15 protein-coding genes are annotated in these 14,493 nt (G+C 77.8%); 9 read left to right on the top strand and 6 right to left on the bottom strand.

Going from position 1 to position 14,493, the window contains the following annotated elements:
* Positions 1-52: 52 nt before the first annotated feature.
* Together IE245_RS08710 and IE245_RS08705 are read left to right on the top strand one after the other, a co-directional pair.
* Entirely contained in the window at positions 53-535 is a 483-nt protein-coding gene (locus IE245_RS08710) for an NUDIX hydrolase (RefSeq protein ID WP_189946192.1), read from the top strand.
* Positions 536-597: 62 nt separating this feature from the next.
* On the top strand, positions 598-876 hold the full coding sequence (locus tag IE245_RS08705; RefSeq protein ID WP_189946191.1) for a hypothetical protein: 279 nt from the start codon (positions 598-600) through the stop codon (positions 874-876).
* Positions 877-885: 9 nt separating this feature from the next.
* On the opposite strand, the gene IE245_RS08700 is transcribed toward IE245_RS08705, so the two are convergent.
* Complete coding sequence (locus IE245_RS08700; protein ID WP_189946190.1) at positions 886-2,163, bottom strand: cytochrome P450 family protein; 1,278 nt, start codon at positions 2,161-2,163, stop codon at positions 886-888.
* Positions 2,164-2,404: 241 nt separating this feature from the next.
* Here IE245_RS08700 and IE245_RS08695 point away from each other — a divergent pair, with 241 nt between their 5' ends.
* Positions 2,405-3,703, top strand: a complete 1,299-nt coding sequence (locus IE245_RS08695) for a D-alanyl-D-alanine carboxypeptidase family protein (RefSeq protein ID WP_189946189.1) — start codon at positions 2,405-2,407, stop codon at positions 3,701-3,703.
* Between the two features lie 30 nt (positions 3,704-3,733).
* Here the strand turns inward: IE245_RS08695 and IE245_RS08690 are convergent, their stop codons facing one another.
* A complete protein-coding gene (locus tag IE245_RS08690) occupies positions 3,734-4,309 on the bottom strand; it encodes a CGNR zinc finger domain-containing protein (RefSeq protein ID WP_229851150.1) in 576 nt (191 codons plus the stop codon).
* Positions 4,310-4,366: 57 nt separating this feature from the next.
* Here IE245_RS08690 and IE245_RS08685 point away from each other — a divergent pair, with 57 nt between their 5' ends.
* A complete protein-coding gene (locus IE245_RS08685) occupies positions 4,367-5,611 on the top strand; it encodes an MFS transporter (protein ID WP_229851149.1) in 1,245 nt (414 codons plus the stop codon).
* Here IE245_RS08685 and IE245_RS08680 read toward each other — a convergent pair.
* On the bottom strand, positions 5,538-5,747 hold the full coding sequence (locus IE245_RS08680; RefSeq protein WP_189946187.1) for a DUF5133 domain-containing protein: 210 nt from the start codon (positions 5,745-5,747) through the stop codon (positions 5,538-5,540). The genes IE245_RS08685 and IE245_RS08680 overlap by 74 nt on opposite strands.
* Positions 5,748-5,888: 141 nt before the next feature.
* Between IE245_RS08680 and IE245_RS08675 the strand changes: the two genes are divergently transcribed.
* Positions 5,889-6,944 (top strand): NAD-dependent epimerase/dehydratase family protein, encoded by a 1,056-nt coding sequence (locus IE245_RS08675; RefSeq protein ID WP_189946186.1) that lies wholly within the window; start codon positions 5,889-5,891, stop codon positions 6,942-6,944.
* 13 nt (positions 6,945-6,957) lie between these two features.
* Here the strand turns inward: IE245_RS08675 and IE245_RS08670 are convergent, their stop codons facing one another.
* The gene (locus tag IE245_RS08670; protein WP_189946185.1) at positions 6,958-7,839 is read right to left on the bottom strand and encodes a glutathione S-transferase C-terminal domain-containing protein; all 882 of its coding nucleotides are present in this window, start codon (positions 7,837-7,839) and stop codon (positions 6,958-6,960) included.
* A 568-nt stretch (positions 7,840-8,407) separates the two neighbouring features.
* Between IE245_RS08670 and IE245_RS08665 the strand changes: the two genes are divergently transcribed.
* The 4 genes from IE245_RS08665 to IE245_RS08650 all read left to right on the top strand — a co-directional run bounded on the left by IE245_RS08665 (position 8,408) and on the right by IE245_RS08650 (position 12,431).
* A complete protein-coding gene (locus IE245_RS08665) occupies positions 8,408-8,863 on the top strand; it encodes an RrF2 family transcriptional regulator (RefSeq protein WP_189946184.1) in 456 nt (151 codons plus the stop codon).
* Positions 8,864-9,028: 165 nt separating this feature from the next.
* A complete protein-coding gene (locus tag IE245_RS08660) occupies positions 9,029-10,324 on the top strand; it encodes an acyl-CoA dehydrogenase family protein (protein WP_189946183.1) in 1,296 nt (431 codons plus the stop codon).
* Positions 10,325-10,455: 131 nt separating this feature from the next.
* Positions 10,456-11,355, top strand: coding sequence for a universal stress protein (locus IE245_RS08655; protein ID WP_189946182.1), 900 nt, complete (start codon positions 10,456-10,458; stop codon positions 11,353-11,355).
* 440 nt (positions 11,356-11,795) lie between these two features.
* Positions 11,796-12,431 carry a CAP domain-containing protein gene (locus tag IE245_RS08650; RefSeq protein WP_189946181.1) on the top strand — a complete coding sequence of 212 codons (636 nt, stop codon included), beginning with the start codon at positions 11,796-11,798 and terminating at the stop codon, positions 12,429-12,431.
* A gap of 12 nt (positions 12,432-12,443) precedes the next feature.
* Here the strand turns inward: IE245_RS08650 and IE245_RS08645 are convergent, their stop codons facing one another.
* Together IE245_RS08645 and IE245_RS08640 are read right to left on the bottom strand one after the other, a co-directional pair.
* On the bottom strand, positions 12,444-14,063 hold the full coding sequence (locus IE245_RS08645; protein ID WP_189946180.1) for a sigma-70 family RNA polymerase sigma factor: 1,620 nt from the start codon (positions 14,061-14,063) through the stop codon (positions 12,444-12,446).
* 77 nt (positions 14,064-14,140) lie between these two features.
* Entirely contained in the window at positions 14,141-14,431 is a 291-nt protein-coding gene (locus IE245_RS08640) for a hypothetical protein (RefSeq protein WP_189946179.1), read from the bottom strand.
* Positions 14,432-14,493 lie beyond the last annotated feature (62 nt).

Below are 14,493 nucleotides of genomic sequence, written 5' to 3'. Positions count from 1 at the left end.
CGGCGGGGCGCCCGGCCGTGCGGGCCGGGGGCGGGTCGGCGAGACTGGCGGCATGGCGGTCGGGCGCAGCGCGGGTCTGCTCGTCTTCCGCCGGTCCGCGGCGGAGGACGGCGGGATCGAGGTGCTCATCGGGCACATGGGCGGACCGTTCTGGGCGCGCCGCGAGGAGGCGGCCTGGTCGGTGCCGAAGGGGGAGTACGGGCCGGAGGAGGCGCCGGAGGACGCGGCCCGGCGGGAGTTCCGGGAGGAGCTGGGACTGCCGGTGCCGGAGGGCGAGTGGCTCGACCTCGGGGAGGTGCGGCAGGCCGGCGGAAAGAGGGTCACCGTGTGGGCGGTGGAGGGCGACCTCGATCCCGCGGCGGTGGTGGCGGGCACGTTCTCGATGGAGTGGCCGCCGCGTTCCGGGGTCCTGGCGGAGTTTCCGGAGCTGGACCGGGTGGGGTGGTTCACCGTGGAGGCGGCGGAAGCGCGGCTGGTCGCGGGGCAGCGGGAGTTCCTGGAGCGGCTTGTCACGCGCGTGCGCGGGCGGGCCTGAGGGGCATTGTCGGACCCGTGCGAGAGGGTGGGGTGCGTCAAGCCGTCGAGAGGGAGCCCGACATGACCACCATCACCGCCACCGAGCGCGCCGCGGCCCAGGCGTACCTGCGCCTCCTCGAATCCACCCAGGCCGTCATGACGGATCCGCGCCTCGCCCCGTACGCGGGGGTGATGCTGACGAACCCCATGGCGGAGGCCGACGAGGCGCTGCGCGCGGCGGGCCTCGCGGGGAACGAGGACCGGCTGCTGCGGCTCGTCTCCACGCTGCGGGTCTCCCCCACGCCGCCTCCCGGCGCGCCGGCCCCCGCCAGGGACCTGGACCGGGGCCGGCGCGGCTGAGCGGGGCGGTCAGCGCGCGGCGGGGCCGAGCCGGACGGGCAGGGTGCGGACGCTGTTGCCGACGAAGCCCGCGTGGCGGGTCAGTCCCTCCTCGGGGACGGCGAGGCCGAGGTCCGGGAAGCGGGTGAAGAGCGCTTCGAGGGCGACGGCCGCCTCCATGCGGGCGAGGGGCGCGCCCAGGCAGTAGTGGGGGCCGTGGCCGAGGGACAGGTGCTTGGTCGCGCCCGCCCGCGTGAGGTCGAAGCGGTCGGCGTCGGGGCCGTGCGCCTCCGGGTCGCGGCCCGCCGCCGAGTACCCGGCGAGCACGGGGGTGCCGCGGGGGATGAGCGTGCCGTCGACGGTCAGGTCGCGGGTGGGGTAGCGGAAGGGGAAGTAGCTGACGGGGCTGTCCCAGCGCAGGGTCTCCTCGACGGCGTCGGCCCAGCTCGCGCGTCCCTCGGTGACGAGGGCGAGCTGGTCCCGGTGGGCGCACAGGGCGCGGACGGCGTTGGTGACCAGGTTGAGGGTGGTCTCGTGGCCCGCGACGATCACCAGCATCAGGGTGCCGATGAGCTCCGGCTGGGCGAGCCGGTCGCCGCCCTCGTCGCGGGCGGCGATGAGGGCGCTGGTGAGGTCGTCGCCGGGGTCCGCCGTCCTGGCCTCCGCGATGGCGGTGAGCAGTCCGAGGATTTCGCGGTTGGCCGCGACGGCCCGGGCGGGCTCGGTGTCGGTGGCGACGACGAGGCTCGACAGGTGGTGCAGCCGGTCCTGGTGGGCGGGGTCGACGCCGAGGAGTTCGCAGATCACGCCGAGCGGCAGCGGGAGGGCGTAGTGGCGGCGCAGGTCGGCGACGCCGCCGTCGGCCGCGGCGGCCTCGGCGAGCCCGTCGAGCAGCCCCTCCGCCACCGCCGCCACGCGCGGCCGGAGCTCCTCGACGCGCCGGGGGGTGAAGGCGCTGCTGACGAGGGTCCGCAGCCGGCGGTGGTCGGCGCCGTCGGCGGTGGTCATGCCGGGCACGGTCGCGAAGGTGCGCAGCGGCCAGCCCTCCGGTATGCGGCCCTCGGCGAGCGCGGTGAAGTGTCGCGGCCCCTTGGCGACGTCGGGGTCGGACAGGAAGTCGCGCAGGGCGTCGTGGCCGAGGACCACCATGCCCTCGATGTCCCCGGGCAGCAGCACCGGGGCGACGGCTCCCCGGGCCCGCAGCCGCGCGTTGACGGCGTGCGGGCACCCCCCGGCCGCGTCGAGCCGGTACGGCACCGGAGCCGGCGGCGGGGCGGGGGCCTCGGTGGGTTCGGGGCGTGCGTCCATGTGCGCTCCTGACGACGGGTGAGCCGCCGGACGGACGTCGGCGGGTCGGCCGCATCCTAGGGTCAACCTGCTCGCCCGCGCGTGGAGTTGTGCCGACGGGTCCCGGGGCGGGAGCGCTCACCCGCCCGGCAGAGCGCGACCACCCGCCCGGCGGCACGACGCGCCGCCCGCCGTCGCGTTCTCTAGGCCGGGTGGCGCACTTCCCCCTGCGGGCCGCGCACCCCCTTCCTACGGTGGCTGAATGATCGTCACGTCAGCTGTTCGCCATGCCGCCGCGGGCTCCGCCGCGATGCTGCTCGTGCTCTCCGCCCCCGTGGCCGGCGCCGCGACCCCGCCCCGCGCCGCGATGGCCGCCCCCGCCGCCCTCCCCGCCCTCGGACCCGGCTCCCCCACCGAACCGACGCCTCCCGCACGGCGGTTCATGGACCGGGCCCGGCTCGACCGGGACGGGACACAGGTGCGGCCGCTGGCCGGCGCGCCGGCCGTGCCGACGCCCTCGGCGCTCTCCTGGGTGGTGGCCGACGCCGGCACGGGCGAGGTGCTCGCCGCCCGCGCCGCACACCGGAAGCTGCCGCCGGCCAGCACGCTGAAGACCCTCTTCGCCCTGACGGTGCTCCCGCACCACGAGGCGTCCGCGCGGCACACGGTGGCCGACGAGGAGCTGACGGGGATCGGCGAGGGCAGCAGCCTCGTCGGGGTGAAGGAGGGGTACACGTACCGGGTCTCCGACCTGTGGAACGGCGTCTTCCTCAGCTCGGGCAACGACGCCGTGCGCGTCCTCGCGGCGATGAGCGGCGGCTGGGAGTCGACGGCCCGGCAGATGCAGGAGAAGGCACGGTCCCTGGGGGCGATGGACACGCACGTCGTCTCCCCCGACGGGTACGACGCGCCGGGCCAGGTGTCGTCCGCGTACGACCTGGCGGTCTTCGGCCGGGCGGGGGTGCGGGACGCCGCGTTCACCCGCTACTGCTCGACCGCGTACGCCGACTTCCCGGCCGGCTCGTGGTCGTACGGCATCGCCAACACCAACCGCCTCGTCACCGGCGCGGACGGGGTGGGCCGCTACCCGGGGATCATCGGCGTCAAGAACGGCTACACCAGCAACGCGGGCAACACCCTCGTGGCCGCCGCCCGCCGCGGCGACCGCACCCTGGTGGTGTCGGTGATGAACCCGCAGTCGGGCGGCGGGCTCGCCGTCTACGAGGAGGCCCGCGACCTCCTCGACTGGGGCTTCGCGGCGGCGGGCAAGGTCGAGCCGGTGGGCTCCCTGCTGCCCCGGAAGTCCCAGGAGACCGCCGGGTCCGCGGCATCCCGGCGGCCCGCGGGCGAGAAGCGGGCCGAGGCCCGGGGCGTCTCCGTGCGCGGCGGGGCGGGTGCCCCGGCCGCCGCCCTCGGCTCCTCGACGGGCCGGGCCGGCACCGCCGCCGAGGAGTCCGCCGGAGCCGGCCCGTCGGTGGCACTGCCCCTCTCCCTCGTGGGATCGGCCTGTGCGGCGGCCCTCGCCCTGTGGGCGTGGCGGCGCCGGGTGCCGCGCACCTGATCCGCCCGGGCGGCGGCTCCCGGCGGGCGTTCAGCCCGCGCCGGGAGCCGCCGTCGCCGTCCGCGCGCGACGGTGCGCGGCGACCCGCTCGCGGGTGGCGCAGCGGCGGGAGCAGTAGCGGCGCTCGGGCCCGCTGCCGTGGGCGACGAAGACGTTCCCGCAACTCACGGAGGCGCAGGTGCGACCGGGCGGGGCCTGCCGCTCCCAGAGGAGAACCGTCAGGGACAGACAGCCGGAAGCGCGGAACCACGCCGTCCAGGGCGCGTCGTCGTCGGCGTCCGCGTGGGGGTGCCAGGGGGCCGTGCCGCCGTGCGAGGTGAGCCGGAGGGGGCCGGTGTGGGCGGCGAGCAGGGAGTTGAGGAGGACGGCGGCCTCGTCGGCGGAGCCGGCGGCGAAGACCTCCCGCAGGCGCACGGCGGCGGCGCGCAGCCCCGTGACGTCCTCGGCGGTCACCTCGACCGGCGCGGGTTCGCCATGGGCGAGGAGCACGGCGGCGACCGCCCCGGGCCCGGCCGCCGGATCGGCCAGGACGTTGACGAGGGCGGCGGTGCGGAGGGCCATGGCCACGGTGGAGTGCCGGGCGGACCTGTCGGGGAGCACGGGCATCGGCCGAATGTAACGCATATTGCGAGGTTTTGAGTTACCTCCGTAGCCTCTGCCGCCATGCTCAGCCCTTCGTTCCGCCTCTCCCCCCGCCCGTCCGTCGCCGCTCACCTGACGGGCGCGCTCGCGGCCCGGACCGGTGACGAGGCGGCCGGTCCGGCACTCGCGCTCGCCGGCTTCGCCGCCGCCGGCTCGACCTCCGGGGCCGCCGCGCTCCTCGCCTGCGTCACGGTCTCGGCGGCCCTCGGCGGCCCCGCGCTCGGCGCGCTCCTCGACCGTTCGCCCCGGCCGGGACGGCTCCTCGCCGCCGCTCTCGCCCTCTACGCGGCCGGGCTCGGAGCCGTACTCCTCGGGCTCGGCCGGCTGCCGTTCGCGGTGACGGCGCTGCTCGCGGTGGTCACGGGGCTGACGGGTCCGGCGCTCTCGGGCGGCTGGACGGCGCAGCTGCCGAGGCTCGCGCCCGCGGACCGGATGCCGCGCCTGCACGGCCTGGACTCGCTCACCTTCTCCGCCGCCGCGCTCGCCGGACCCGCCCTCGCGGGTGGCGCCGCACTGTTCCTCGGCGCGCCGGCGGCGGTGGTCGTCGCGGCGGCGCTGGTCGCGGCGGCGGTGCCCGTCGCCTGGGCGCTGCCCCCGGCCGGTCCGCCGCACGACGGGCGTCGCGGAGGCCGCGGGGTGCGGGCGGTGTTCGGGCGGGGGCCGCTACTGCGGGCCACGGTCGCCTCGGTGGGCTGCGCGACCGCGCAGGGCGTGGTGGCGGCCTGCCTCCCCGCGCTCGGGGCGGGGGCGCTGGGCGCGCCCGGCCGGGGGGCGCTGCTGCTCTCCGTCGCGGCGGCGGCCTCCGTCGCCGCGACGGCGCTGCACGCCCGGCTCCCCCGCACGGTGCCCGCGGCGCGGCTGCTGTGGGGCGCGGCGCTGGCGCAGGCGGGCGCGTGGGCGGTGGCCGCGACGGGCGGGCCGGTCGCCCTGGTGGTGGCGTTCGCGGTCGCGGGGGCCGCGGAAGGGCCGCAGCTCACCGCCTTGTTCGCGGTCCGGCACGAGGAGACGCCGGGGCGGTTGCGGGGCCGGGTGTTCACGATCGGGGCCGGTGTGAAGATCACCGGCTTCGCGGTGGGCGCGGCGGCCGCGGCGCCGGTGGCGGCCCGGTCCCTCCCGTCTGCCCTGGTGCTCGCGGCGGCGCTCTGCGCCGCCTCGGCGCTCCCCTGGGCGGGGGCCCCGGGGCGCCGGGGCGTCAGAGGGACGCGCTGGTGGCGACGTAGCGTTCGGCGGCGCGGAGGGCTTCGGCGGTCGAGCGGACGCCCATGAGGACGCACAGGGTGTAGGCGGTGTCCTCGAAGCGGCGGCGGACGGAGAGGTCGCAGGGGCCGGCCAGGACGCGCTGCTCCTGGGTGCGGTAGTGCCGGAGGAGCCGTTCGACGGTGTTGCGGTCGGGCAGCAGCATGGGTTCCTCCGTTACGACCCCGTCTCGTGCGTCGCTCCATGGTGCTCGCGAGCGGCCGCCCGCGCGACCCGCACGGTCACCCTGCGTGACGCGGCGCGGGCCGAGGTGCGGACGCCGCCCGGATGGCGGAGGGTCGAAGACATGAACACGAGTACCGGGAGTACCGGAAGCACCGGGCTGAGGGTGGTCGTCACCGGCGCCACCGGGAACGTGGGCACCAGCGTCGTACGGGCCCTGGCCCGCGAACCGGGGGTCGGCTCCGTCCTGGGCCTGGCGCGCCGGCTGCCGGAGCTCGACGTCCCGGGCGTCGAGTGGGGCGCCGTCGACCTGTCCGCCGACGGCGACGAGCCCCGACTCGCCCGGTACGTCGCCGACGCCGACGCGGTCGTGCACCTGGCGTGGCGCTTCGGGCCGACGCACGACCCCGTGACGACCTGGCGGTCCAACGTCCTCGGCACGCTGCGGGTCTGCGAGGCGGTCGCGGCCGCCCGCGTCCCCGCGCTGGTGTGCGCGTCGTCGGTGGGGGCCTACTCCCCCGGGCCGGAGAGCGGCGCACCGGTCTCCGAGGCCTGGCCGACGCACGGCTGGCCGGACGCCGCCTACAGCCGCGAGAAGGCCTATCTGGAACGCGTCCTGGACACCTTCGAGCGCGATCACCCCCAGACCCGGGTGGTGCGGATGCGGCCCGCGTTCCTGTTCAAGGAGGAGTCGGCGAGCGAGCAACGCCGCATCTTCGCCGGCCGGTTCGTGCCGGGCCGGCTCTTCCGCCCCGATCTGCTGCCCCTGCTGCCGGAGCCGTCCGGGCTCCGCTTCCAGGCCCTGCACACCGACGACGCGGCCGACGCCTACGTGCGGGCCGTGCTGCGGGACGTGCGCGGCGCGTTCAACCTGGCGGCGGACCCGGTGGTCGACGCGGCGCTGCTCGGCGAGATGTTCGGCGCGCGCCCGGTGAAGGTCCCGGCGGGCGCGGTGCGCGGCGCGCTCGCGACGGCCTGGCACCTGCGCCTCGCCCCCGCCTCCCCCGGCCTCTTCGACCTCCTGCGGCACATCCCGGTCATGTCCACGGACCGGGCGCGCGAAGAGCTCGACTGGACGCCGACGGCGAGTTCGGTGGAGGCCCTGGAGGCGTTCCTGCGCGGCGTGCGCGCCGGCGCGGGCGACGACACGGCGCCCCTGGCCGGGCGCCGCGTCGCCTGAACCCCCCGGGCCTTCAGCGGCCGGTGCCGCCCGTCCCCCAGTCGACGATCCCGATGGCCGCGCCGGCCGCCTCCCGCCCCGCGCAGCGCGCGCGGTGCCGGCGGAGGACGGCGGCCACGTCGAGGTGGCGGGCGAACTCCGGTCGGGCGGCGAGCCGTCGGGCGTACGCCCAGAGGGCGCGGTGACCGGCGATACGGCGCACGGCCCCGGCGTCGAGGTGCCAGCGGTGCACGGTGTCGAGCCGGACCAGGGCGCACCAGACGTGCACGTCGGCGAGGGTCGGCGCGTTCCCGAGGACGTACGGCCGTCCCGCGAGCCGCGCGTCGAGCTCGCCGAGCGACCCGAGGAGCGCTCCCAGCGCCTCCGCCGCGTCCCGGCGGGCGCCGGGCGCCGGGTCGAGCCCGAGCTCCCCGGCGCGCTGCGCGGCCCGGTGGATCCCGTCCTCGCAGAGCGCGGCGAGCGCGTCGATCTCCCTCCCGTGCTCCGCCGGCAACAGCTCGGGCCCGTCGCCCCGGAAACGGAGCGCCAGGTCACGGAGGATGTCGGGGACGTGGGTGCTGACGATCCGCCCGGTCCAGTCGTCGCCGAGGACCGGCGCGGCGGCGGGACCGGTGTAGAGGTGGGCGCTGGCCTCGTAGAGCGGCCGGAGCGCGTCGTACGAACCGTCCGGGGCGTCGGGCACCTCGGGCAGCGGCCGCAACGGCAGCGTGGCGTCGAGGCCCAGGAGCTCGTGGGTGACGGCGATGCCCAGACAGTCGGGGTCGGCCGGGGCGACGTGGAGGCGGTAGCGGAACGGCACGGCGTAGTGGCCGCTGGCCGCGTCGCGGCCGATCCGTCCGCGGAAGGCGGGCACGGCGGAGGCGGGCAGCAGCGAGGACGGGACGACGACGGACATGGTGCTCCCAGGGTTGACTCGGCGCCGGAACCGGACGGCCGGACGCCACGGCGGGCGGGAACGCCCGCACGGTGACGGTGACGGCGACTACGACGGCGACGGCGGAGGGGCGGTGTGGCAGGGGGAACGGGCCCCGGCCCGGGGCGCGGTCAGCCCGCGCTGCACACCCGCAGCAGGTCGATGTGACGACGCGAGGTGAGTCCGAGCGGGCGCGGCAGCGGCCGCGCCGGAGAGAGCGGCAGGGACCGCGCCGGTCCCCCGGCGGGGGCCGGACGGGGCCGACGGGCGAGGCGGTCCGGACCGCGGACCGGATCGGTCCCGGTTCCCGCGCCCCCGCCGACCCGTCGCATCATTCCCTACCCGTCCGCTCGGATTCCCGTCCCGAGTGTCGGGCGGTCCGAGGGCGCCGTCAAGGGCGCGCGCACGACGGCCGGCCGCATTCCGCCCCCGCCCCAGGACCGCTCCGCCGACCCGCCGGACGGCGCTCCGCCGCACCCGGCACCGGCGGAGTCGCGCCCTCGGCCCGGCCGCCCGACGCCCCTCGGAGCCGTACGGAATAATGCGCCGCATGCGCATTTCAGCCAGGGCCGACTACGCCGTGCGGGCCGCCCTCCAGCTCGCGGCCGCCCGGGACTCGGGGCCGCTGAAGGCCGAGGCGATCGCCGAGGGGCAGGGCATCTCGCACAAGTTCCTGGAGGGGATCCTGGGCGACATGCGCAAGGGCGGGCTCGTGGAGAGCCAGCGCGGCGGGCGGGGCGGTTACTGGCTCGCGCGGCCGGCGGAGTCCATCTCGGTCGCCGACGTGATCCGCTGCGTGGACGGCCCGCTGGTCTCGGTGCGCGGCGAGCGCCCGCCCGCGCTCAGCTACCCGGGCCCCGCCGAGTCGCTGCTGCCGCTGTGGATCGCGCTGCGGGCCAGTGTCCGCGAGGTGCTGGGCGTCTCGCTCGCGGAGGTGGCGTCGGCGCGCCTGCCGGCCGGGATCACGGAGCGGGCGGACGACCCGGAGGCCTGGACCAACCCCTGACGGGAGCCCGTCCGACCAACCCCCTCCCATCCGCGACGATCTGACACCGTCTCACCCTGCGGAACCCCTGCGCCCGCATTTCGGACGCCTCTTGGGGCCCGGGACCTCGCTCTGCCACTATCCCTAGTGATCCAGTGGGATTAGCGGGAGGGCAGGAGGGGTGGGATGAGCACACAGCAGACGACGCCGAGGGACGACACGCTCTGGCGGCGGATCGTCCGGGAACTCACCGACGACCTGGCCGTCGACGCACACGCCCGCGACCGGGCCGGCAAGGCCCCCGGCGACGAGGTCGAACGCCTCCAGGAGGCCGGTCTCCCCGCCTTCCTGACGGCGGCGGCCCCCGACCCGGCGCTCGGCGGGGGCGGGCACGGCGCCGACCTGCGGACCGCGTGTTCCGCCGTACGGGAACTGTCGGCCGCCGACAGCTCGGTCGGCAAACTCCTCGCCCACCACTACGCCCTGTCCTGGACCAGCCGCTTCCTCGCGGCGCCCACGGGGCTCCCGGCCCTCGCCGGCCGGCCGGGCGAGACCTTCCCCCGCCTCGACGCCCGCACGGCGGCCGAGGGCTGGCTGCTCGCCGGCTCGACGGAGCCCCGGCCGCCCGGGGGCGCCGACGGCCTCGCCCTCACCCGCGCCGACCGCGGCGGCTGGCTGCTCGACGGCCGCCGCGCCTTCGACTCGGCCGTGACGGTCGCCGACCGCCTGGTGGTCGCCGCCCGCCCGGCGGGCACCGGCGACCTGGTGGTCGTGCTGGTGGACCCGGCCCACCCGGGCGTGTTCACGGAACCGGCGGCGGACCGCGTCGGGCAGCGGCTGGCCGGCGCCGGCACGGTCGTCTTCGAGCACGTGCCCGTCCCCCGGAGCCGGGTCCTCGGCACCCTCCCCGCCGACGAGCACGCGGTCGCCCCCTTCACCGCGCTCGCCCCGCTGGTCCTCCGGCTGCTCCTCGTGCACGTGGCGCTCGGCACCACGGAGGGCGCGCTCGCCGAGGCCCGGGACGTCAGCCGGACGGCCCCGGCGCCGGAACCCGCCCCCCGCGTCCCCGCCCCGGAGCAGGACCGGCCCGACGACCCGTACCTGCTGCTCTCCTACGGCGAGCTCGCCACCGCCGCCCACACCGCCGCCGCCGTCGCCGAACGCGCCGCCGACGCCCTCGCGGGCGGTCTGCGGGCGGGCTGGACGCTCGGCTTCGACGAGCGCGCCGACCTCGCCGTCCTGGTCGCCGCCGCCGAGACCGTCACCGGCCGGACGGCCGTGCAGGTGACCACCCGCATCCTGGAACTCGTCGAGGGCGCCCCGCCCGCCGCGCCGGGCGCGGGCGGCGGCGGTCCCGGCCTCGACCGCTTCTGGCGCGACGCCCGCGCGCTCACCGCCCGTACGCGCCCCGCCCACCGGCTCCGCGACATCGGCGACCACTACCTCCACCACGGCCACACCCGGCTGGCCCGCAGCGCCTGACCCCGGGGACGGACGATCCGGCATGTCGGGACCTCCGGCCCTCACCCCCGACGGCCGATGGGCCCAAGCTGGGGGTGGAAGGGGCACGGCCGCCGGCCGGACCCGACACGTGCTGCCAGGGAGGACGTCGGATGAGTCGCGAGGCCCAGGAGTTCCGTACCGGAACGGAGATCGTGGCCGGGGTGGACGGATCGCCGGAGAGTCTCGCCGCCGCCGAGTGGGCGGCGCGGGAGGCCGGGCACCGGGGGGTCGCGCTGCGGCTCGTGCACGCCTGGTGCTGGGAGCCGCTCGACCTGCCGCTGGTCCAGGACAAGGACGTGCAGGAGCAGGCGGCCGAGCAGGTGGTGCGGGCGGCCGAGCGGGAGATCACCGGGCGGCACCCCGGCCTCGCCGTCACGGCCGAGGTGCTGACGGACACGCCGGTCGCGGCGCTGCTCGCCGCGCAGGAGGACGCCGGGATGCTGGTCATCGGCTCGCGCGGGCACGGGGCGGTGGCCGGGTTCCTGCTCGGCTCGTACGGACAGCAGGTCATCGCCGCCGCGACCCGGCCGGTGGTCGCCGTCCGCGCCCGCGACGACCGGGCCGCCGAACCGCCCACGGGCGAGATCCTGGTGGGCCAGCAGGGCACCCCGGAGGACAGCGAGGGGGTGCTGCGCTTCGCCTTCGAGACCGCCGACGCGCGGGGCGCCGCGATCCGGGCGGTGCGCGCCTGGAGCCTGCCGTCGCTGTACGCGTTCAGCCCGGCCTCGCTGCGGCTCGCCGACGACTCCGGCGGCCTGGTGCCGTTCGAGGAACAGGCGCTCCGCGAGGCGCTCGCCCCGTGGCGCGAGCGCTACCCGCACGTCCCGGTGACCGAGCACGTCGAACTCGGCAGCGCCGGCCAGGTCCTCCTCACCACCTCCGGGGCCGCTCAGCTCCTCGTGGTCGGCCGCCGTGCCAAGCGGGGCGCGCTGGGCGGACGGATCGGCTCGGTGGCCCACGCGGCCCTGCACCTGGCCCCGTGCCCGGTGGCCGTGGTCCCCCAGGGCTGAGAGCCGGGCGGACGCGCTGCACCCGTACGGCCGCCACGTCAAGCCGACTCGGCGGGTTGACACGGAGAGTTGACCCGCCGGGTTGACGTCGGGTGTCGGGGCGCGGGCGGGCGGAAAGCCTTGACCCCGTCGCCCCGGGGCCCCTCGCCCCGGTCCGGACGGCGGCGCAGGCGAGAGAGCGGAGCCCCATGCGGTACGACGGTCCCCCAGGTCCCGGCCCTTCCGACCCCCACGACCCCCACGAACCCCCCGGCCCCGAACCCGCCGGACCCCACGCACCCCCCGGCCCCGCCCCCTCCGCCCTGCACGGACCCGCCGGTCTCCCGCCCTCCGACCCCCACGGACACCCCCACTGCCCCGGCTCCCCCGCCGCCGGCCGCCGTCGCCGCGGCGGCCCGGTCCGGCGCCGGGCGCTCCGTCGGCCGGGGTTCGCCGCGTCGGTGCTCGCCGCGGGCACGGCCGCCACCGCCGTCACCGTCCTCCTCGGCCTGTACGCGGCCCACCCGCCCACGGCTTCCGTCCCCCGCGCGGCCAGGCCCCCCGCCGCCGAGGCCCCACCCCCGTCCCACCCCACCCGGGCCCCCGCCTCGCCCCCGGCCCGCGCCGGGGAGCGGGGCGGGCCGGCCTCCGACGGGCTCGCGCCCCAGACGGGGGCCGAGCGCGCCGCTCCGGTGGCGGTGCCGTCGCGCGCCGCCGGCTACGTCGAGGACGTCATCGCCCTCGCCAACGCCGAACGGGACCGGGCTGGTTGCGGGCCGCTGCGGCCGGAGGCGCGGCTCGCCAGGGCCGCCCAGGGGCACGCCGACGACATGGCGGCGCGCGACTACTACGCCCACGACAGCCCGGAGGGGCGCGACGGCGGCGACCGGATGACCCGGGCGGGCTACGACTGGTCGGCGTGGGGCGAGAACATCCACAAGGGGCCGAAGACCCCGCAGCGGGTGATGGACGACTGGATGGACAGCCCGGCGCACCGGGCGAACATCCTCGACTGCTCGTTCCACGACGTCGGCGTCGGCGTGGCCCTGACGGCCGACGGGCCGTGGTGGGTACAGGACTTCGGCAGGAGGAGCTGACCGGGGACGGGGTCAGTGCGCGGGCGCGGCCAGTTTCTGCACCCAGACCGTGCCGCGCGGACCGGGCGCGGCGGCCACGCCGGTGTCGCGGTAGGCGCAGTCGAGCATGTTGCGCGCGTGGCCGGCGTCGTCCCGCCAGCCGGCGACGACCGTGGCCGGGTCCTTCTGGCCCTCGGCGAGGTTCTCCGCCCAGGCCGACCAGCGGTAGCCGGCCCCGGTCATCCGGGCGTCCGCGAACTCGCCCTCGGGGCTGGCGTGACCGTAGTAGCCGCGGGCCGTCATGTCCCGGGCGTAGGCGCGGGCGGCGGCGGTCAGCCGGGGGTCGGTGCGCAGGGGGGCGCAACCGGCTTCCGCGCGGAGCCGGTTGACCAGCTCGGTGACCCGTTCCCCCGGGTCGGCCGGGGGCGGTGGGGTGGTGCGCGTCGGGGTGGGCGGGGCGGTCGTGGGCGTGCGGGTGGGCATCGCGGGACGGGTGGCGGCCGCGGTGGCGGTGCTCGGCGCGGGGGTGGGCGGGGGCGTCGTCGCCGCGGGGGTGGTGGCGGGCGGTGCGGCGGCGGGCCGGGGCGCGGGCGGCGGCTCCGTCGTCCCGGGGAGGGTGAGGACGAGCGCGCCGAGCACGGCGACGGCCGCGACCCCGGCGGCTCCCGCCGCTCCGGCGCGGCGCCCGGCCGGCCGGGACGGCGCGGCGTGACCGCCCGCGGACTCCGCCACGCCGGACGGCTCCGGGCCTCCCGACGGCTGCGGGCCGTCCGACGGTTGCGGGCCGTCCGACGGTTGCGGGCCGTCCGACGGCTGCGGCGCGGTCGCCGCGCCCGCCGGTTCCGCCGCGAACGCCGGGGGCGCACCGGCGTCGAGGAGGACGCCGGCGACGGGCGGGACCAGGCCGATGCCGACGAGGAGGCCCTCGACGGGGGCGAGGCCGCGACGGGCGTCGCCGGCCTCGCAGGCGCGGCAGTCACGCAGGTGGCGGGCTATGCGCTTGCGCCACAGCGGGGAGGGGCGGCCGTCCCAGGGGGCGAGGGCGGCGGCGAGGTCGGGGCAGCGGGGGACGGCGCCGAGGGCGCCGACGACGGCCCGGCCGGTCTCCAGGCGTTCCTTCATGCGCTGGACGCGGACGGCGGTGTGGGCCGGGGGCAGCCCGAGGGCCTCGGCGAGCTCCGCGCGGGTCAGTTCCCCGGCGGCCTCCAGCCACCACAGGGCGAGCAGCTCGCGGTCGTCCTCGTCGAGCCAGCGGGTGGCGCGGGCGACGTCGCGGCGCTGCCCGGTGAGGCCCAGGCGGAGGATGGTGAGGTCGGTGAAGTCGCCCGCCGGGTCGGCGAGGTCGACGGCCCGGTCGAGGCCGGGCACGGGCGCCTGGCTGCGTTCCCGCCAGCGGCGGCGCACCCCGTTCATGGCGATGGCGACGAGCCAGGACCGGAAGCGTTCGGGGTCGCGGAGCCCGGGCAGCCCGTCGAGGGCCCTGACCAGGGTCTCCTGCACGATGTCGTCGGTGTCGGCGTGGCCGTCGAGGGCGCGCCCCACGATGTTGTGGACGAGCGGCAGGAAGGCGCGTACCAGTTCCTCCCGCGCGTGCGGATCGCCCGCGCGCGCCGCCTCCACCAGGGCGGTGGTGCGCTGCTCGTCGCTGTGCATGGATGGTGCTCCCTCGTGCCCGGTCCTGTCCCCGTCCTGCTGGAGACGCGCGGCGCCGGGTGGGGATAACACTTTTTCTAGCCGGTCGGATGGGGGAGGCGGGGAACGGTGGCCCCGGCGCCCTCCCTCACGGCCTCCACGACCGCGTCGTGGAGTTCACGGCTCTCTCCCTCCGAGGAACAGGGGACGGGACTTCCCGACATGGTGAACCAGTCGGAGGCGCCGCTGTACTGCACGGCCACGCGTGCCTCACCGTCGGCGAAGGTCGTGTGCACGGTCAGGTCGCCCGTGACGATTCCGCCTTCGACGGTCAGCACCCCACCACGCCCGGTGTAGACACCGGCGGTCGTCCAAGATGCCCAGCTCATGCCCTCCAGGGTCACACCCGGATGGCGTACGCGCCACCGACGCGACCGCCCCGGCCGGAATC

It is taken from the genome of Streptomyces roseolus, assembly GCF_014649855.1.
Classification (GTDB): Bacteria; Actinomycetota; Actinomycetes; order Streptomycetales; family Streptomycetaceae; genus Streptomyces; species Streptomyces roseolus.
The sequence above is the reverse complement of the archived record's forward strand: the minus strand, read 5'-3'. Positions and strand labels throughout refer to the sequence as shown.